We start from the raw sequence: 18,353 nt of genomic DNA on the forward strand, positions 1-18,353 counted from the left end.
CCCGCTTCGCGCAAGCCCTTACTGGAACAATGACTTTTATCCATGTCGTTATCGCAGCTTAAATTGCTTTTGGTCGAAGACAGTTCGCTCGACGCCGAGCTGATTCTGCTCACCCTCGAAAACAGCGGGTTGAAGATCGACGCCACGTTGGTCTACAACCATCAGGACGTTGAGCGCGAGCTGGCCGCCGCGCGTTTTGACCTCATTCTCAGCGACTACCTGTTGCCCGGCTCGTCCGGCGCCGACGTGCTCAACAGCGCGCTGCGCCTGGCGCCGAAGACCCCGTTCATTTTTCTCTCCGGAATTTTCGGCGAGCAGCATGCGGTCGAGATGATGCGCATGGGCGCCATCGATTACGTCCTCAAGCAGAACATGAAAATGCTGCCCAAGGCGGTCATGCGCGCGGTGTCGGAGGTGCAGGAGCGGGAAAAGCGCCTGTATGCGGAGAAGACGCTGCAAGTGGCGGAAGTGCGCGCGCACCTGGCGATCGAAGCGGCCGACATGGGCGTCTGGACCTACGATCCGCGCACCGACACGCTGCTGTGGGACGAGCGCTGCAAAGCGCTTTATGGCGTTGGCGCCGACACCACCGTCAGCCTGGCCCTCATGTTTCTGCTCTGTCACCCGGACGACCGCGATCACTTGCACAGCAAGGTCATGGCCGCGCTGACGGTGGACACCTCATTCCAGATCGAGCACCGGCTGATCACCGACGACGGCGAGGAGCGCTGGGTGTTCTCCAACGGCCGCTCGCTTTTCGAAGATGGCCAGTGCGTGCGCTTTACCGGCGTCATCCAAGACATCACCGAACGCAAGCACGCCACCGAGGCGCTGCATCAACTCAACGACATTCTCGGCGAACGCGTCGTCCAGCGAACCCGCGAGCGTGACCGCACCTGGGAGCTGTCCCGGGAGTTGCTCGGCGTGCTGCATTTCGACATGACGCCGATCGCGCTCAACCCGGCGTGGGAGTCGACCCTCGGCTGGAGCCGCGACGAGGTCGGTCGCCAGCCGTTGAGCGAGCTGATTCACCCGGATGATCTGGCGGCCACGCTGCGCGAGACCGCCAGTATTGCCGAAGGCCATGTCTCGACTCGTTTCGTCAACCGCATGCGCCACGCCGACGGGGGATTCCGCTGGTTGTCCTGGACCATCGTGCCGGACGACGGCCTGATGTACGCCGCGGTCCGCGACATCACCGGCGAGCGCGCCGTGGTGGACGAACTGGCGGCGACCAACAAGCGTCTGCGCGATCAGATCAAAGAGCGCGAACGCGTCGAGGCCGCGTTGCAGCAGATGCAGCGGCTGGAGGTGGTCGGCCAGTTGACGGCCGGCGTCGCCCACGACTTCAACAACCTGCTGACGGTGATCCTGACCAGCGCGAATTTCCTCAGCCGGGACTTGGAAAAAGGCGTGTTTACCAAGTCTCCGCAGCGCTTGCAGAACATCCGCGAAGCGGGCGAGCGGGGCGCCAAGCTCACCAGTCAGCTGCTGTCGTTCTCCCGTCGCCAGCGTCTGGAGCCCGTTGCTCTGAACCTCAACGACACCATCGACGGCATGCGCGAGCTGCTCGGTCGTGCCCTGGGCGGCAGCGTCTGGGTGGAAACCGAACTGGCCGAGGACCTGTGGAGTGCGTTGGTGGACCCGACGCAGACCGAGATGATCATCCTCAACCTGGCGATCAACGCCCGGGACGCCATGCCCCAGGGCGGGCAATTGCGCCTGAGCACCTGGAACGAGATGGTCTATCGCCTGCCGCAGCGTCCCGAAGATCCGGAGCCCGGCGCGTATGTGGTGTTGTCGGTGAGCGACTCCGGCTGCGGCATGAGCCCGGAGGTCCTGGCCAAGGCCTTCGAACCCTTCTTCACCACCAAGGCGGTGGGCAAGGGGTCGGGGCTGGGCCTGGCGCAGGTGTTCGGTTTTGCCAAGCAGTCCGGTGGCGGCGTGAGCATCGACACCGCTGAAAACGCCGGGACCACGCTGCGGGTGTATCTCCCGAGCGTTGCCCGCATGGCGGTCCCGGTGGTCAGCGCGTCCGACATGCCCGGCCGCGCCGACGCCGATGACAAGCACCGCACCATTCTGCTGGTCGACGACGACCCGGCCGTGCGGTCGGTGACCTCGATGATGCTGGTGTCGCTGGGGTATTCGGTGGTCGAAGCCGACAGCGGCGACGAAGCGCTGAAGAAGCTCGACCCCGGCATCGAACTGCTGCTGACCGACTTCGCCATGCCCAACATGACCGGTGGCGAGCTGGCAGAAATCGTCCGCCGTGACCACCCGGCACTGCCGATCATGTTCATCACCGGCTTCGCCGATATCGACATCCTCGACGTCGACCCGAAACTGATCGTGCAAAAGCCCTACAAGGAAGAAGAGCTGGCCAAGAAACTGGCCCGGGTCTTGATGAAAGCGTAGGTCCGAAATGGTGGGGCCGAAGGCAGGCCCCACTGAAAGCATTGCGTGCAACCAATCTAACTGTTGACCACAAACTGTGGGACCGGCTCTGGCCGGGAAGAGGCCAGTGTGATCACCCTCATTTTGCAGTGTGACGCCTGACGCTTTCCCGGCTGAAGCCGGTCCTACGGGAAGTGGTGCACACCCGCAGGGCTGGGGTGGACTCCGAATGGTGGGACCGGCTTTAGCCGGGAATGCGTCGGTTGCCATACCGCAAAGCGTCGGATGAATATCGCTCGCAAACCACCTCAATCATCCCGCGTCAGCACTTCCAGCAATTCAATCTCAAAGATCAGATTCGAATGGGGTTTGATGTGCGCCCCCATCGAGCGCTCGCCGTACGCCAGCGCTGCCGGCACTGACAGCTTGCGTTTGCCACCGACCTTCATGCCCATCAGCCCGATGTCCCAGCCCTTGATCACCCGCCCGGTGCCGATCACGCACTGAAACGGCTTGCCGCGCGCCCAGGAGGAATCAAACACGGTGCCGTCTTCGAGGGTACCGGTGTATTGGGTGGTGATCAGCGCGCCTTTGACGACGGCCTTGCCGGTGCCTTCCAGCAGATCGAGGATGCTCAGTTCTTCATTCATGTTCAGGTGTCCACAGAGAGAGGGGCGGGATGCGGGTCGGCCAGGCGCCTGACTGGCCTGGCTGGCGGATTGGCTAGGTCAAATCGTGCAGGTCTCGCCCGAGAGGTGGGCTCAGCGACCATTCGGAAAACTTTACCCTCAAGCCTTGCCGCTCCGGTGTGCAGCACATAGGGCCTACCGTGTAGCGTTCCGCCTCTGGAAAGGGAGCAAGTCTGAGCAGCGGCCAAGTCAGTCCGTCTGTGGAGTATTGCAAGCGCAGCACTCCGCCGGAAACGGTCACCCGAAGCCAGAAATCGGTGGGGTCGCCAGGAAAGCGGCTGGGCGCCCAGTCCGAGGTGCCTCGTGTCAACACGCTGCTGATCATGGGCATTCCATCGTTATATTCGATTCCTGCCTTGAGCCAGGTCTCCTCATTAAGCCTAACCATGATTCCCGCCTGGTCATAGAGCTCACGAAAATCGGCATTCACTCTGACTTGAGCGGTGAAACCTCCAGTGATCTCAAACCCTAGGAAATGTCCGCTGTCTCGAATGAACCCATAATGGGTTTCACGCCAGAAATCGGTCTGGAGGTCAGTGAAAACCTCTAACCTGTGGTCAGTAGAGATTTGGCAGCGGCTCGGCCGGTTCAGCCATTTAGCAGCCTGCCACATTGACGCTTCACCGCTCTGACTGGCCATTTCAATCTGCTTTTTATCCACCAGGCTAACCCCTCCATTCATAGCTAAATCCAGCCGTGCCAACGCTCCAGGCGTGTCACAGGGCAAAAAAAACGGCGCGGCCCTCACAGGGTCGCGCCGTTTTCGTGGGTCCAAGGCATCAGACCCAACGCGTCGGACCTGACGAATCAGGCCCCATCATCACGCGATGACGTCAGTGCTCCACTCGCCGTTCACCAGGCGCTTGAGGCCCAGCGGGTTGGCGTTTTGCAGAGCGGCCGGCAGCAGGCTGTCCGGGTAGTTCTGGTAGCAGACCGGGCGCAGGAAACGATCGATGGCCAGGGTGCCTACCGAGGTACCGCGCGCGTCGGAGGTCGCCGGGTAAGGACCGCCGTGAACCATGGCGTCAGACACTTCAACACCGGTCGGGTAGCCATTGACCAGGATGCGGCCGACTTTCTCTTCCAGCACCGGCACCAGCCACTGGTACTTCTGCAGGTCAGCGGTTTCGCCAATCAGCGTGGCCGTCAATTGGCCGCGAAGGGCGAGCAGTGCGGCTTTCAGTTCAGCGTCGTCCGCCACTTCGATCAGCAGCGTGGTCGGGCCGAACACTTCTTCCTGCAGCAACTCGTCGCCGTTGAGCAACATGCTGACGTCGGCCTTGAAGAGTTGAGCCTGGGCCTGCTTGCCTTCCTGCGGCTTGCCGGCCAAGTGCGTGACGCTTTTGTGCGCCAGCAGTTTTTCCACGCCTCTGCTGTAGCTGCGCAGGCCGCCTTCGTTGAGCATGGTCTGCGGGGCCTGACCGCCCATGTGCTCGATCAGTTGCTCGGTGAAGGCGGTCAGGGCAGGGGAGCGAATGCCGATCACCACGCCCGGGTTGGTGCAGAACTGGCCTGCACCCATGACCACGGAAGCCGCGAGTTCGCCGGCGATGGCGGTGCCACGTGCCGTCAGGGCGCCGGGCAGCAGGACCACCGGGTTGATGCTCGACATCTCGGCGAACACCGGGATCGGCTGTGGACGCTCGGACGCCAGTTTGCACAGGGCGTTGCCGCCGTGCAGAGAGCCGGTGAAACCGACAGCCTGAATGGCCGGGTGCTTGACCAGGCCTTCACCGACGCCGCTGCCGAAGATCATGTTGAACACGCCTTTTGGCATGCCGGTCTTCTCGGCGGCGCGAACGATGGCGTTACCCACCAGGTCGGCGGTCGCCATGTGGCCGCTGTGGGCTTTCACGACCACCGGGCAACCGGCGGCGAGTGCCGAAGCGGTGTCGCCGCCGGCGGTGGAGAAGGCCAGCGGGAAATTGCTGGCGCCGAACACGGCCACCGGGCCGACGCCGATGCGCTGCTGACGCAGGTCGACACGTGGCAGGGGTTTGCGATCCGGGAGCGCTTGATCGATACGCGCGCCCAGGAAGTCACCGCGGCGCAGGACTTTGGCGAACAGGCGCATCTGGCCGGACGTACGGCCACGCTCGCCCTGGATACGACCGGCCGGCAGCGCGGTTTCCTGGCAAACGAGGGCAACGAAGTCATCGCCCAGGGCGTCGAGTTCGTCAGCGATGGCATCGAGGAACTCAGCGCGGCGCGCCGGGCTCAGTTGACGAAATTCGAGGAAGGCGTCTTTGGCGGCCGAGGCAGCGGCGTCGATTTCCGCGTCGGTGGCCTGATGGAAGGTGTAAGGCAGTGCTTCGCCAGTGGTGGCGTCGAGGCTTTTATGGCGTGCTTCGCCGAGGCCGCTGCGGGCGCCGCCGATGAAGTTCTGACCGAGAACGGTAGGCATCTGCTTCTCCTGTTATTTTTGGGGCGAATCGATCAGGCGTGGCGCCTGATGGGGAATTCGAGATCGTTTGAAGCGTAGCGGCGACGGGCTGAAGGGCTCGTCGCAAAAGTCGACAGTCATCATACAACTGCATTTTTTCAGCCGCAAGGCGCGCGGCAATGAGCTGCCGAGCAAAGCCCGGCCATCAAAATAGCCGGGCTTTGAGTTGTGATCAACGTGCGGCGTGAAGCCATGCCTGATTGACGTGGGGCCACGCGTGATCAATCCGCACGATCATGCATTCGGCTCGTCGGTATTGATGTATTCCGGCACCTTGGCCAGTGGCAGGCGACGAGCTTGCTCGATGCCGATGCCCGGGCGCTCCGGCAGTGGCTCGAGCTTCTGCGGCTGGCCAGTGGTCAGCGCGCGCTCAATGGCCTCGACCACGCGCACATCGCGCCAGCCTTCGTCGCCGTCCGGCTCTGGCTCGCGGTCTTGCAGGATGCAGTCGGAGAAGTACTGGGTTTCGCCGCCGAACTGGTCGACCACCGGGTGGGTGTGCTCAGTGGTCTGGCCGTCGATGATGGCCCGGTAACCAATTGCCACGCCTTCGCCGAAACCGAAGCACGGTGACGCCTCGAACTCGCCCTTGGTGCCGATCAGCTGGAAGCGCTCGGTGGACGGCAGGCTGTAGCTGACGGTGAAGGTCGCCAGGCGTTCTTCGGCAAAGCGCAGCGTGACGTTGACCGTGTCGAATGTGTTGATTTCACGGCCCGGCGTTTTGATGCCGACGGCGTGGACTTCAATCGGCTCGGCGGCAAACAGGTTGCGCACGGCATTGATCGGGTAGGGTCCCATGTCTGCCACGGGACCGGCGTCGAAGCCACTCTGCATGCGGTGGTTGGCCGGGTCGGTGGTCTGGGCGAAGGTCGCGATGAACAGGCGCAGGTCGCCGAGGTCGCCGGCGCGTACGCGGTGGACCATTTCGACGGTGCCGGGCTCGAAGTGCAGGCGGTAGGCGACCATCAGTTTGGCGCCCGAGCTTTTGGCGGCTTCGGCGATGGCCAGGCAGTCTTCTTCGTTGGCGGCCATGGGCTTTTCGAGCAGCACGTGGATGCCGGCGTTCAAAGCGGGGACGGCGAATTCGCGGTGGCGGAAGTTGGGGGTTGCCAAGTAGATGGCGTCGATTTCGCCGGATTTCAGCAGGGTGTCGAATTCGTTGTAGTGGTAGCTCTTGAGGTCGTACAGTTCCGCCAGTTTGTCGGCCTTGACCGGGTCGCCGGTGACCAGGGCGGTCATGACGGAGTTGTCGGTCTGTTCGAGTCCGGGCATGAAAGCGCCTTGGGAGATCCAGCCTCCAGCGACCACTGCGTAGCGGATTTTGCCGTTTGCGTCTGGCATGTATAAGCCTCCATTTCTCAGCGGACGGTGTGTCCGGCAGCTGTGTAGTCGGCAGATGTATGGGGCAGAAGTTCAATCCAATCGCGGCTTGAGCTGCGGTGTGGTTTATGAAGATCAAGGGCGTCGGCCTAACGGCCTCGGGTTTCGCCTTCGGCGAGTTACTTGGAAAAGCACCCCAAGTAACCAAGGGTGCTTGCTCCTGGTTGGGCCCCTCGTTCCTCGGGGTTCCCTCACTCCGGTCTCGCTCCGTGGGCCCGCCGCCATCCGCCATCCATGGCGGGGGGCGGCTCTCGCGGCATCCATGCCGCTCGGCCCACGGAGCGAAACCTCCGTTCCGCCTGCACCCAAGTCGCGATGGGTGTCGTCTGGAAATTTTGCGTATGAAGATCAAGATCAACAGCTTCCCGGCTGAAGCCAGTCCTACGGGGTGTACGGGGTCTGCTTTTAGTGGGACCGGCTTTAGCCGGGAAGGGGCCGGTGGAGGCGCCATCGATTTTTGATCGACCGGTATGCATCCCGGGACGCTCCGCGTCCTTTGCTATTGAATGCACGCGCTGCTTTAGTAGGACCGGCTTTAGCCGGGAAGGGGCCGGGGTGAGCGCCCTCGACTTACCGGGTTAACCAAACCCCCTCAGCAGATCCCGCAACCGGTCCAGCGCGGGGTCGATGTCGAGGAGGTCGATGGCGCCGAATCCCAGCATCAAGCCATCGCGCGGTGTCGCGTCGCTGTAGAAACCGTGGAGGGGGTGGAGGCCCAGGGCCTTGTCCCGCGCGCGTTCGACCAGCAGGTGCAGGTCGATCGCCGGATCAAGGGAGGCTTTGAGCATGACGGCCATGTGGAAGCCCGCCGTGCACGGGATGGTTTCCAGCCAGGGCGACAGGTCGCCGGCGATGCGTGACAGGATGCGCTCGCGGCGCCCGGCGTAGGTGCTGTGGCAGCGGCGGATGTGTTTGTTGAGCAGGCCTTCGCTGATGAATTTGCTCAGGGCCCATTGCGGCAGTGTCGAGGTGTGCCAGTCGGTCAGTTGCTTGGCTTTGATCACCGCTTCGAGGATCGCCGCCGGCAGCACGGCGTAACCCAGGCGCAATTCCGGCAGCAGGGTTTTCGAAAAGGTGCCGACGTAGGCGACCACGCCGTGCTCGTCCATGCTCTGCAACGAATCGGTCGGGCGGCCTTCGTAGCGGAATTCGCTGTCGTAGTCGTCTTCGATGATGATCGCACCGATTCGCCGCGCCTTTTCCAGCAGGGCGTGGCGGCGGGCCAGGCCCATGGGCATGCCGAGGGGCATCTGGTGGGAGGGGGTGACATAGATGGCGCAGACGTTGTCCGGAATCTGCTCGACGATGATGCCTTCACTGTCGACCGGCACGCTGGCGACGTCGGCGCCTTGGGCAGCAAACAGCAGCCGCGCCGGCGTATAGCCCGGGTCTTCCATCGCCACGCGGCTGCCGGTTTCGATCAGCACGCGGGCGATCAGGTCCAGGGCCTGTTGCGCGCCATTGCACACCACCACGTCATCGGCCCCGCAGCGGACGCCGCGGGCGAAGGCAATGTGCCCGGCAATCGCGGCGCGCAGGGCGGGCAGGCCTTCGGGCTGGCTGTAAAAGCCGCGCTCGGTGGACATCTGCCGCACCGCGTGATTCACGCAGCGCCGCCATTCGTCATGGGGGAACTGGGTTTTTGCTGTCGCGCCGCCGAGAAAGTCGTAGCGCAGGGTGCCCGCGCGGGTAGGGTGGCGCAGGGGCAGGGAGATACGTTCCCATTTCGCCACGATGTGGGCGCTGGCCAGCTGCGAAGGTGCCGGCCGAGGTGCGGAAGAGGCGCTCAAAGCGTTGACGAACGTGCCGCTGCCGACCTTGCCCACCAGGTAGTTTTCGTAGGTCAGCCGGCTGTAGGTGTCGGAGATGGTTTTGCGCGACAACCCCAACTGTGCCGCCAGCAGGCGACTGGGCGGCAATTGCACGCCCGCCGCCAGCCGGCCGGACACGATACTGTCGCGCAGCTGTTCGTAGACTTGATGGGCGAGGTCCTTGCGGCCCTCGATAACGATGTGTAATTCCACGCAAACCCCTGAACAGCGCTGGCGGTGCGGACGCACGCGGGTGGATTTTAGCCAGCGCCGCAGCCCATGGCATAGCAACCGATGCAACGTTTGCGCGCCAGGGTGCTCTTAGAGTTAGGCATAAACCTGGATACCCACAGGCAGGACGGTCCGCACAGCGCTCGCAGCGCCGTTGGCCGCCGCTCCCATCCACTTGAAGATGGAACCCCGAACACATGACCACCCCGGACAAGCAGTACGTGGAATGGCTGGTTGAGCAATCGATGCTCAACGCCGCAAAGCAACGCGCAAAATTGTATGGCGGCCAGGGCCGTCTCTGGCAGCGGCCTTACGCCCAGGCCCGTCCAAGGGACGCTTCGGCCATCGGCTCGGTCTGGTTCACCGCCTACCCGGCGTCGATCATCACCCGCGATGGCAGCTCGGTGCTCGAAGCGCTGGGCGATGAGCAGCTCTGGCACGCGCTGTCGGAAATCGGCATCCAGGGCATTCATAACGGCCCGCTGAAAGCTTCCGGCGGTTTGAAAGGCCGCGAGCGCACCCCGAGCATCGACGGCAACTTCGACCGCATCAGCTTCGAAGTGGATTCGGACCTCGGCACCGACGCCCAGTTTCTCAACCTCAGCCGCATCGCTGCCGCGCACAACGCGATCGTCGTCGATGACGTGATCCCGTCCCACACCGGCAAGGGCGCGGATTTCCGCCTGGCCGAAATGGCTTACGAAGAGTACCCGGGCCTCTATCACATGGTGGAGATCAAGGAGGAAGACTGGTCGCTGCTGCCGGACGTTCCGGCCGGCCGCGACGCCGTCAACCTGCTGCCCGCCACCGTCGATGCCCTGCGCGACAAGCACTACATCGTCGGCCAGTTGCAGCGGGTGATCTTCTTCGAGCCCGGTGTGAAAGAAACCGACTGGAGTGCCACCCAGGTGGTGACTGGCGTGGACGGCAAGGACCGGCGCTGGGTTTATCTGCATTACTTCAAGGAAGGCCAGCCGTCGTTGAACTGGCTGGACCCGAGTTTTGCCGCGCAGCAGATGATCATCGGCGACGCCCTGCACGCCATTGACGTTATGGGCGCGCGGGTGTTGCGTCTGGATGCCAACGGTTTCCTTGGCGTCGAGCGCAAGGCCGACGGCACCGCGTGGTCCGAGAGCCATCCGCTGTCGATCACCGGCAACCAGTTGCTCGCCGGGGCGATTCGCAAGGCGGGCGGTTTCAGCTTTCAGGAGCTGAACCTGACCATCGACGACATCGCGTCGATGTCCCACGGCGGTGCCGACTTGTCCTATGACTTCGTCACCCGCCCGGCCTACCAGCATGCGTTGCTGACCGGTCGCACCGAGTTTCTGCGGCTGATGCTGCGTCAGGTGCACGAGTTCGGCATCGACCCCGCATCGCTGATTCACGCGCTGCAGAACCACGACGAGCTGACCCTGGAACTGGTGCATTTCTGGACCCTGCACGCCCACGATCAGTACCTGTATCAAGGCCAGACGTTCCCGGGCAACATCCTGCGCGAGCACATCCGCGAGGAGATGTACGAACGTCTGGCGGGCGAGCACGCGCCGTACAACTTGAAGTTCGTCACCAACGGCGTGTCGTGCACCACGGCGAGCATCATCACCGCGGCGCTGGGCATTCGCGAGCTGGACAGCATGACCGCCGCCGACATCGACAAGATCCAGCACATTCATTTGCTGCTGGTGATGTTCAACGCCATGCAGCCGGGCGTGTTCGCGTTGTCCGGCTGGGACTTGGTGGGCGCGTTGCCGCTGCCGGCCGAGCAGGTGGAGCACTTGATGGGTGACGGCGATACCCGCTGGATCCATCGCGGGGGCTATGACCTGGTCGACATGGACCCGGACTGCGAAGTCTCCGCAGGCGGCATGCCCCGGGCTCGCGCGCTGTACGGCAGCCTCCCTGAGCAGTTGAAGCGCCCGGATTCGTTCGCCTCGCAGCTTAAAAAACTGCTGGCGGTGCGCCGTGCCTACGACATCGCGGCGAGCCGGCAGATTCTGATTCCGGACGTCGAGCACCCGGGGCTGCTGATCATGGTTCACGAACTGCCAGCCGGGAAGGGCACGCAGATCACCGCGCTGAACTTCAGTGCCGAAGCCATCGTCGAGACCCTGCACCTGCCGGGCATCGCGCCGGGCCCGGTGGTGGACATCATCAACGAGCGGGTCGAAGGCGACCTGACCGAAGAAGGTGAATTCACCATTACGCTGGACGCCTACGAAGGCCTGGCGCTGCGTGTGGTCAGCATGGCGGCACCGATGATGTAATCGCGCCTCGTGTGGGACCCGCTTCACCCGGGAAAGCGCCAGTGGTAACGCCCTGGAAATGAGGGTGTCCACACTGACCTCTTCCCGGCTGAAGCCGGTCCTACGAAGGAATGCGTTCAGCGAGGGATCGCTTTTTATTCACCGTCTGCCGCTCGCGCAGACCTGTTCAGGTCGTTGCTTGTGTCTATCGCTCAATCCGTTCGTGCCCCCGTCTTCGTTCACCTGTGGAGTTATCGCCTGACGTTCTTGCTGTCCGGGATGTCCCTGGGGGCGTGGGCGCCGTTGGTGCCTTTCGCTCGCGACCGCGCCGGGCTTGAAGAAGCCCAGCTCGGCTTGCTGCTGTTGTGCTTCGGCCTCGGTTCCATGCTGACGATGCCGCTGGCGGGCATGCTGACCACGCGCAAGGGGTGCCGGTTTGTCTCGATGATCGGCGGGACCCTTATCTGCTGCATGTTGCCGCTGCTCGCCACGCTGTCTTCACTGCCGGCGCTGGCAGTGGCCCTCGCCGTGTTCGGCGCCGGGCTGGGCAGTATCGACGTGGCGATGAACGTGCAGGGCCTGATGGTCGAGCGCGATCACGGGCGGCCGATGATGTCGGGGTTTCACGGGTTGTTCAGCCTCGGCGGCATCAGCAGTGCGCTGTTGATGACCTTGCTGCTGTGGCTGGGCGCGTCGCCGTTGCTGGCCGTGGCCGTGGTGGTGGCGCTGATCGGCGGGATGCTGTTGTGGCACGCGCGCTACCTGGTGCCCCACGGCGCGGATGATCCATCAGCGCCCTTCGCCTGGCCGACCCCCCACGTGGTGATCGTCGGGATTCTCTGCTTCATCGCGCTGCTGGTGGAGGGCGCGATGCTCGACTGGAGCGCGGTGTTCCTGAACCGCATGCACCAGATCGATGTGTCGGTGGCTGGCGGCGCTTACGCGGTGTTCTCCCTGACCATGGCGGCCGGGCGTTTTTCCGGAGACTGGTTAAGGAACCGCTTCGGCGCCGTGAACCTGCTGATCGGCGGCGGGCTGCTGGTGATGGTCGGGTTTGCCATGGCGATCCTGCTGGAACCGTGGCCGTTGTTCCTGCTGGGCTTTGCGCTGATCGGGCTGGGCTTGTCGAACACGTTTCCGGTGTATTGCTCGGTGGTCGGTGCCCAGACCGCGATGCCGGCGGGGCTGGCGATCGCGGTGATCACCGGCATCGGCTACTGCGGGATTCTGCTGGGGCCGGCGCTGATTGGTTTCGCTGCCCATGTGGTCGGCCTGCGCGAAGCGCTGTTGTGCGTCGGCGCGCTGATGCTGGCACAGGTGCTCACGGCACGGCGTATGGCGAAGCGCTGAGGCTGTCGCCTTCCCGGCTGAAGCCGGTCCTGCTGACAGCACGCGGTGTTGACGGTAGGACTGGCTTTAGCCGGGAAGGGGCCGGTGTGGACACCCTCGGTTTTGCGGCGTGGCATCCGATGCTTTCCCGGCTGAAGCCGGTCCCACGACAATCGCGTGTCCAACCATCCAGCCACTCTTCAACCCACTGGCGCGTCTGTTAGACTTCGGCGCCTTGAAACTCAGGGGCTTCCCATGACCGACCCGATTCGTCTTACCCAATACAGTCACGGCGCCGGTTGCGGCTGCAAGATCTCGCCCAAGGTGCTGGAAACCATCCTCGCCGGCAGCGGCGCGCAGAACCTCGACCCGCGCCTGTGGGTCGGCAACGCATCGCGCGATGACGCAGCGGTGTATGCCATCGACGACGAAAAGGGCGTCGTGTCCACCACCGATTTCTTCATGCCCATCGTCGACGACCCGTTCGACTTCGGCCGCATTGCCGCGACCAACGCCATCAGCGACATCTACGCCATGGGCGGCGATCCGTTAATGGCCATCGCCATTCTCGGCTGGCCGGTCAATGTGCTCGCCCCGGAGATTGCCCGCGAAGTCATTCGTGGCGGACGTGCGGTGTGCGACGCGGCGGGCATTCCACTGGCGGGCGGCCACTCCATCGACGCGCCGGAGCCCATCTTCGGCCTCGCCGTGACCGGCCTGGTGGAGAAGCGCTTCATGAAGCGCAACGACACCGCGACCGTGGGCTGCAAGCTGTTCCTGACCAAACCCCTGGGCATCGGCATCCTCACCACCGCCGAGAAAAAAGGCCTGCTGCGCGACGAAGACATCGGCCTGGCCCGTGACGTGATGTGTACGCTGAACAAGCCGGGCAGCCGTTTTTCCCGACTGGCCGGCGTCACCGCGATGACCGACGTCACCGGCTTCGGCTTGCTCGGGCATCTGGTTGAGATGGCCGACGGCAGTCAGGTCACTGCACGGCTGAACGCTGCCGCCGTCCCGCGTCTGGGCAGCGTCGACTTCTATATCGAGCAGGATTGCATCCCCGGCGGCACCCACCGCAATTACGACAGCTATGGCGAGCGCATCGGCCCCCTGACCGAGGCGCAGAAGTTGCTGCTGTGTGACCCGCAAACCAGCGGCGGCCTGTTGATTGCCGTGGAGCCCGCTGAAGAAGCGGCGTTCCTGGCCATGGCCGGTGAACTGGGCCTGAGCCTTGCGCCGATCGGCGAACTGGTCGAGCGACAGCCGCTCGCGGTCGAGGTGTTCTGATGCGCGACAACAGCGTCGACCTGCGCGAGATTTTCCTCAGCGACGTGCCGATGATGGATGTCCGCGCGCCGGTGGAATTCACCAAGGGCGCGTTCCCCGGCGTGATCAATTTGCCGCTGATGAACGACGTCGAGCGGCAGAAGGTCGGCACCTGCTACAAGCAGGACGGTCAACAGGCCGCCATCGAGTTGGGCCACACGCTGGTGTCCGGCGACGTGAAACAGGCGCGAGTCGATGCGTGGGCCAGTTTTGCCCGCAACCACCCCGAGGGTTTTTTGTATTGCTTTCGTGGCGGCCTGCGTTCGCAGATCACTCAGCAGTGGCTCAAGAGCGAGGCGGGTATCGAGTACCCCCGGGTCATCGGTGGCTACAAGGCGATGCGCAGCTTTTTGATCGAGGTGACGGATCAGGCCGTGGCCGAGTGCGATTTCGTGCTGATTGGCGGGCTCACTGGCAGTGGCAAGACCGAGGTGCTGCAGCAACTCGACAACGGTCTCGATCTGGAGGGCCATGCCAACCATCGCGGTTCGAGCTTTGGCAAACACGCGACGCCGCAGCCGGGGCAGATCGATTTCGAGAACCTGCTCGCCGTGGACATTCTGAAAAAGCGCGCGCGGCATGTGAATCAGTTCGTGGTCGAGGATGAAGGGCGGATCGTCGGCAGTCGTGCGGTGCCCCTTGAGTTGTACCGGATCATGCAGGACGCGCCGCTGGTGTGGTTGGAGGACAGTTTTGAAAGCCGGGTCGAGCGGATTCTGAAGGATTATGTGACGGATCTGTGTGCGGAGTTCATCGCCGTGCAGGGCGTTGAAACGGGTTTTGCGGCGTACGCCGAGCGGCTGAAGCAAAGCCTGTCGAGCATCGTTCGGCGGTTGGGCGGTGAGCGTTATCAGCGGCTGGCGGCGATTATGGACAGTGCTTTGGCCGAGCAGGCGCGCAGCGGGGCGGTGGATCTGCACCGGGGCTGGATCAGCGGGATGTTGAGTGAGTATTACGATCCCATGTATGCGTTCCAGCGGGACAGCAAGAATCCCCGGATCGAGTTTTCCGGAGATCAGAGGTCGGTTGTCGAATATCTGAAACAGCGGAAACTGAACTACCGCGGTTGAAGATCAAGATCAAGATCAAGAGCGTCTGCCTGGGGGCAGACGTTTCGCCTTCGGCGAGTTACTTGGAAAAGCACCCCAAGTAACCAAGGGTGCTTGCTCCTGGTTTGGCCCTTCGTTCCTCAGGGTTCCTTCACTCCGGTCCCGCTCCGTGGGCCCGCCGCCATCCGCCATCCATGGCGGGGGGCGGCTCTCGCGGCATCCATGCCGCTCGGCCCACTCCACGAGACCTGCGTTCAGCCTGCACCCAAGTCGCGATTGGCGGTGACTGGGCATTTTGTGTACGAAGATCAAAAGCCCATCAAGGGCTTCCCGGCTGAAGCCGGTCCTACGATGCGTACGCGGTGCTTTCAGTGGGACCGGCTTTAGCCGGGAAGCTTTTGCTTTTGCCTTCGCTCTTGATCTTCAAACGCAAAGAGCCCAGACACCGCAACACGCGACTTGGGTGCAGGCCGAACGCAGACGACGCGGAGTGGGCCGAGCGGCATGGATGCCGCGAGAGCGCCGTCAGGACATGGATGTCCGTTCGGCGCGGGCCCACGGAGCGTCGTCGGAGTGAGGGAACCCGACGAAGTCGGGCCCAGCCGAGAGCAGGCACTTTTGGTTACTTTTAGTGCTTTTTAAAAGTAACTCGCCGAAGGCGAAATGCTCTGCCGTTAGGCAGAGCCGCTGTAGATCTTGATCTTGATCTAAGCCTTACAAAAGCAAAGCGCCAACAAGCCCACTGATTACCCCGACCAGCATGGTCAGCACCCCCACGATCACCAGCACCTTGGCGTCGAAGGATTTACGCAGCATCAACAGCGACGGCAGGCTCACGCTCGGCAGGGTCATGAGCAACGCCACCGCCGGCGCAGTGCCCAGACCCAACGCCAGCAGCGTCTGCACGATCGGGATTTCGGCCGCCGTCGGGATCACGAACAACGTCCCGACAATCGCCAGCGGCACCAGCCACAACAGACTGTTGCCCATCGCGCCGTCAACGTGAGGGAACAGCCAGACCCGCGCGGCGCCCAGAATCAACACGGCGATGACGTAGATCGGAATCGTCGTCCAGAACAACTGCCAAATCGTCTTGCCCCAGCGCACCAGCAGGCTGCCTTCCTCTGGCCGCTCGGCATTCGCCACGGCCTCCAGCGCCTGCTCCGGGACGGCTTCAGGGCGGGAAATGCGTTGTGCAACAAGGGACACGCCGATCACCAGCACAAGGCCCGCCACCAGCCGCAGCGCCGTGAAACCCCAGCCCAGCACAAAGCCCATGAACACCAGCGTGGCCGGGTTGAGCACCGGGTTGGCGATCCAGAAGGCCAGCGCCGCGCCCACCGACACGTTCTGCTTGCGCAAGCCCGCGGCCACTGGCGCCGCACAGCAGCTGCACATCATGCCCGGCAGGGCGAACAGGCCGCCGCGAATGGTCGAGCCGAGTCCGGCGCGGCCGAACATCTTCAGCAGCCAGTCCCGGGGAATCAGCACCTGCAACAGCGAGCCGAGGATGACCGCCAGCACGGCGGCTTTCCAGATCGCCAGAAAGTACACTTGGGCGTACGCCAATGCGGCGGCCCACGGTGTGGCCGGGTTGTCGTTGATGATCGAACCACCGATGTTATGGGTATCGGCGGCGATGAAGGATTTCAGGTAATACGGCGACCACTTGACGTAGTACAAGCCGATGGCGGCCACCAGCAGGAACGCCAGGGGTTTCCACCAGAACGACCAGCCGCGGCGTTCGGAGGTGAGCGGGAGGGCAGTCATGACAGGCACCAGAGCAGGAAATCGTGGGGGCGGGATGATACGCCGTGGCCGGGCATTATAGTAGGTGTCGCAAGGTATGTCGGCTCACGCCCGTCCGCCGAAATCCAGCCCGGAGGCGCGCAGCAGTTCCTGGGTGTAGGGCTGGCGCGGATGACCGAAGATAACCCGCGCCGGGCCTTGCTCGACCACCTTGCCGTCCTTGATCACCAGCACCTCATGGGCCAGGGCGTGAACCACCGCCAGGTCGTGGCTGATGAACAGATAACTGAGGCCGTGACGAATCTGCAAATCCCGCAGCAAGGCAATGATCTGTTTTTGCACGGTGCGATCCAGCGCGGAAGTGGGCTCGTCTAGCAAGATCAGCTCCGGTTCCAGCACCAGCGCGCGGGCGATGGCCACCCGCTGGCGTTGACCGCCGGAGAATTCATGGGGGTAACGGTGGCGGCTCTCCGGGTCGAGACCGACTTCGCCGAGCACGCGGATCACCGTCTGTTCACGTTGGGCCGGTGTGCCGATGCCGTGGGTCAGCAGCCCTTCGGCGATGATCTGCTGCACCGTCATGCGCGGACTCAAGCTGCCGAAAGGGTCCTGAAACACCACCTGAATGCGCTTGCGCAACGGCCGCATCAGTTGCTGGCTGCGCAGGCTCAGCTCCTTGTTGGCGAAACGGATGCTGCCTTCGGAATCGATCAGCCGCAGGATCGCCTGGCCCAGGGTCGATTTGCCCGAGCCGGACTCGCCGACGATGCCCAGGGTCTGGCCTTTCAACAGCTCGAAACTCACCCCGTCCACCGCCTTGATGTACTGCCGCTCGCGCCGCAACAACGGCTTGGGCAGGGGAAACCAGACCTTCAGCGCGTCCACCGACAGCAGGGTCTGGGTGTGCTCGCCGGGCACCGGTTCGCCGTCGGGTTCAGCATTGATCAGCAGGCGGCTGTAGGGGTGTTGCGCAGCGGCGAACAGCGTCTGGCAATCCGCCTGCTCGACGATTTCGCCGGCGCGCATCACGCAGACCCGCTGGGCGATGCGCCGGACCAGATTGAGGTCATGGCTGATCAGCAGCAGCGACATGCCCAGCCGTTGTTGCAGGGATTTGAGCAGTTCGAGAATCTTCAGCTGCACCGTCACGTCCAGCGCCGTGGTGGGCTCGTCGGCGATCAGCAGCTCGGGTTCGTTGGCCAGGGCCATGGCAATCATCACCCGCTGGCGCTGGCCGCCGGACAGTTGATGGGGCAGGGCCTTGAGCCGCTGCGGCGGGTTCTGGATGCCCACCAGCCCGAGCAGCTCCAGGGTGCGCTCGCGGGCGGCCTTGCCCTTGAGGCCCTTGTGCATGGCGAGGATTTCGCCGATCTGTTTCTCCACAGTGTGCAACGGGTTCAGCGAGGTCATCGGCTCCTGAAAGATCATGGCGATGCGGTTGCCACGCAGCCCCCGCAGCACCTTGTCACTGGCCTGCAGTAGGTCGACACCCTTGTAGCGAATGCTGCCCTGGGTGCTCACGGATTTGGCCGGCAGCAGCCGCAGGATCGAGTGCGCGGTCACCGACTTGCCCGAACCGGACTCACCGACCAGCGCCAGGCACTCGCCGGGCTGGATGTCGAGGTCGAGGCCGTGCACCACTTCGGCGCCGGTGAAAGCCACGCGCAGGTTGCGGATCTGGATCAGAGGGTCAGTCATGG

12 protein-coding genes are annotated in these 18,353 nt (G+C 63.5%); 5 read left to right on the plus strand and 7 right to left on the minus strand.

The features are described from left to right. Positions 1 to 42: 42 nt before the first annotated feature. On the plus strand, positions 43 to 2,418 hold the full coding sequence (locus tag SLW75_RS08725) for a hybrid sensor histidine kinase/response regulator (protein ID WP_065991455.1): 2,376 nt from the start codon (positions 43 to 45) through the stop codon (positions 2,416 to 2,418). A 287-nt stretch (positions 2,419 to 2,705) separates the two neighbouring features. On the opposite strand, the gene SLW75_RS08730 is transcribed toward SLW75_RS08725, so the two are convergent. The 5 genes from SLW75_RS08730 to SLW75_RS08750 form a co-directional block, all read right to left on the minus strand. Next, positions 2,706 to 3,047 (minus strand): FKBP-type peptidyl-prolyl cis-trans isomerase, encoded by a 342-nt coding sequence (locus SLW75_RS08730; RefSeq protein WP_065991456.1) that lies wholly within the window; start codon positions 3,045 to 3,047, stop codon positions 2,706 to 2,708. A 73-nt stretch (positions 3,048 to 3,120) separates the two neighbouring features. Continuing rightward, positions 3,121 to 3,699 carry a DUF1349 domain-containing protein gene (locus SLW75_RS08735; protein WP_410934380.1) on the minus strand — a complete coding sequence of 193 codons (579 nt, stop codon included), beginning with the start codon at positions 3,697 to 3,699 and terminating at the stop codon, positions 3,121 to 3,123. 207 nt (positions 3,700 to 3,906) lie between these two features. Beyond that, a complete protein-coding gene (locus SLW75_RS08740) occupies positions 3,907 to 5,490 on the minus strand; it encodes an aldehyde dehydrogenase (NADP(+)) (RefSeq protein ID WP_410934179.1) in 1,584 nt (527 codons plus the stop codon). A gap of 273 nt (positions 5,491 to 5,763) precedes the next feature. Further along, positions 5,764 to 6,870, minus strand: coding sequence for a Gfo/Idh/MocA family protein (locus SLW75_RS08745; RefSeq protein ID WP_410934180.1), 1,107 nt, complete (start codon positions 6,868 to 6,870; stop codon positions 5,764 to 5,766). A gap of 617 nt (positions 6,871 to 7,487) precedes the next feature. Next, positions 7,488 to 8,933 carry a PLP-dependent aminotransferase family protein gene (locus SLW75_RS08750; protein ID WP_410934181.1) on the minus strand — a complete coding sequence of 482 codons (1,446 nt, stop codon included), beginning with the start codon at positions 8,931 to 8,933 and terminating at the stop codon, positions 7,488 to 7,490. Positions 8,934 to 9,148: 215 nt separating this feature from the next. On the opposite strand from SLW75_RS08750, the gene treS reads away from it, so the two are divergent. The 4 genes from treS to mnmH all read left to right on the plus strand — a co-directional run bounded on the left by treS (position 9,149) and on the right by mnmH (position 14,925). Then, positions 9,149 to 11,218, plus strand: a complete 2,070-nt coding sequence (gene treS / locus SLW75_RS08755; protein ID WP_065991461.1) for a maltose alpha-D-glucosyltransferase — start codon at positions 9,149 to 9,151, stop codon at positions 11,216 to 11,218. A gap of 180 nt (positions 11,219 to 11,398) precedes the next feature. Then, complete coding sequence (locus tag SLW75_RS08760; protein WP_244160403.1) at positions 11,399 to 12,547, plus strand: MFS transporter; 1,149 nt, start codon at positions 11,399 to 11,401, stop codon at positions 12,545 to 12,547. Positions 12,548 to 12,781: 234 nt separating this feature from the next. Then, positions 12,782 to 13,816, plus strand: coding sequence for a selenide, water dikinase SelD (selD, locus tag SLW75_RS08765; RefSeq protein WP_410934182.1), 1,035 nt, complete (start codon positions 12,782 to 12,784; stop codon positions 13,814 to 13,816). Continuing rightward, a complete protein-coding gene (gene mnmH / locus SLW75_RS08770; RefSeq protein ID WP_410934183.1) occupies positions 13,816 to 14,925 on the plus strand; it encodes a tRNA 2-selenouridine(34) synthase MnmH in 1,110 nt (369 codons plus the stop codon). Before selD ends, mnmH begins: the two co-directional genes overlap by 1 nt. 693 nt (positions 14,926 to 15,618) lie before the next feature. Here the strand turns inward: mnmH and SLW75_RS08775 are convergent. Both SLW75_RS08775 and SLW75_RS08780 read right to left on the minus strand, forming a co-directional pair. Next, a complete protein-coding gene (locus SLW75_RS08775) occupies positions 15,619 to 16,674 on the minus strand; it encodes a permease (RefSeq protein ID WP_410934184.1) in 1,056 nt (351 codons plus the stop codon). 84 nt (positions 16,675 to 16,758) lie between these two features. Next, positions 16,759 to 18,351 carry an ABC transporter ATP-binding protein gene (locus SLW75_RS08780; protein WP_410934185.1) on the minus strand — a complete coding sequence of 531 codons (1,593 nt, stop codon included), beginning with the start codon at positions 18,349 to 18,351 and terminating at the stop codon, positions 16,759 to 16,761. Positions 18,352 to 18,353: the final 2 nt, after the last annotated feature.

The sequence above is a fragment of the Pseudomonas sp. W5-01 genome (genome assembly GCF_046540435.1).
GTDB lineage: Bacteria > Pseudomonadota > Gammaproteobacteria > Pseudomonadales > Pseudomonadaceae > Aquipseudomonas > Aquipseudomonas graminis_B.

What these genes read in the sequence shown, in the direction of transcription:
- SLW75_RS08725 (WP_065991455.1), top strand. Translation starts at nt 43, where the DNA reads ATGTCGTTATCGCAGCTTAAATTGCTTTTGGTCGAAGACAGTTCGCTC.
- SLW75_RS08730 (WP_065991456.1), bottom strand. Translation starts at nt 3,047, where the DNA reads ATGAATGAAGAACTGAGCATCCTCGATCTGCTGGAAGGCACCGGCAAG.
- SLW75_RS08735 (WP_410934380.1), bottom strand. Translation starts at nt 3,699, where the DNA reads ATGTGGCAGGCTGCTAAATGGCTGAACCGGCCGAGCCGCTGCCAAATC.
- SLW75_RS08740 (WP_410934179.1), bottom strand. Translation starts at nt 5,490, where the DNA reads ATGCCTACCGTTCTCGGTCAGAACTTCATCGGCGGCGCCCGCAGCGGC.
- SLW75_RS08745 (WP_410934180.1), bottom strand. Translation starts at nt 6,870, where the DNA reads ATGCCAGACGCAAACGGCAAAATCCGCTACGCAGTGGTCGCTGGAGGC.
- treS (WP_065991461.1), top strand. Translation starts at nt 9,149, where the DNA reads ATGACCACCCCGGACAAGCAGTACGTGGAATGGCTGGTTGAGCAATCG.
- selD (WP_410934182.1), top strand. Translation starts at nt 12,782, where the DNA reads ATGACCGACCCGATTCGTCTTACCCAATACAGTCACGGCGCCGGTTGC.
- mnmH (WP_410934183.1), top strand. Translation starts at nt 13,816, where the DNA reads ATGCGCGACAACAGCGTCGACCTGCGCGAGATTTTCCTCAGCGACGTG.
- SLW75_RS08775 (WP_410934184.1), bottom strand. Translation starts at nt 16,674, where the DNA reads ATGACTGCCCTCCCGCTCACCTCCGAACGCCGCGGCTGGTCGTTCTGG.
- SLW75_RS08780 (WP_410934185.1), bottom strand. Translation starts at nt 18,351, where the DNA reads ATGACTGACCCTCTGATCCAGATCCGCAACCTGCGCGTGGCTTTCACC.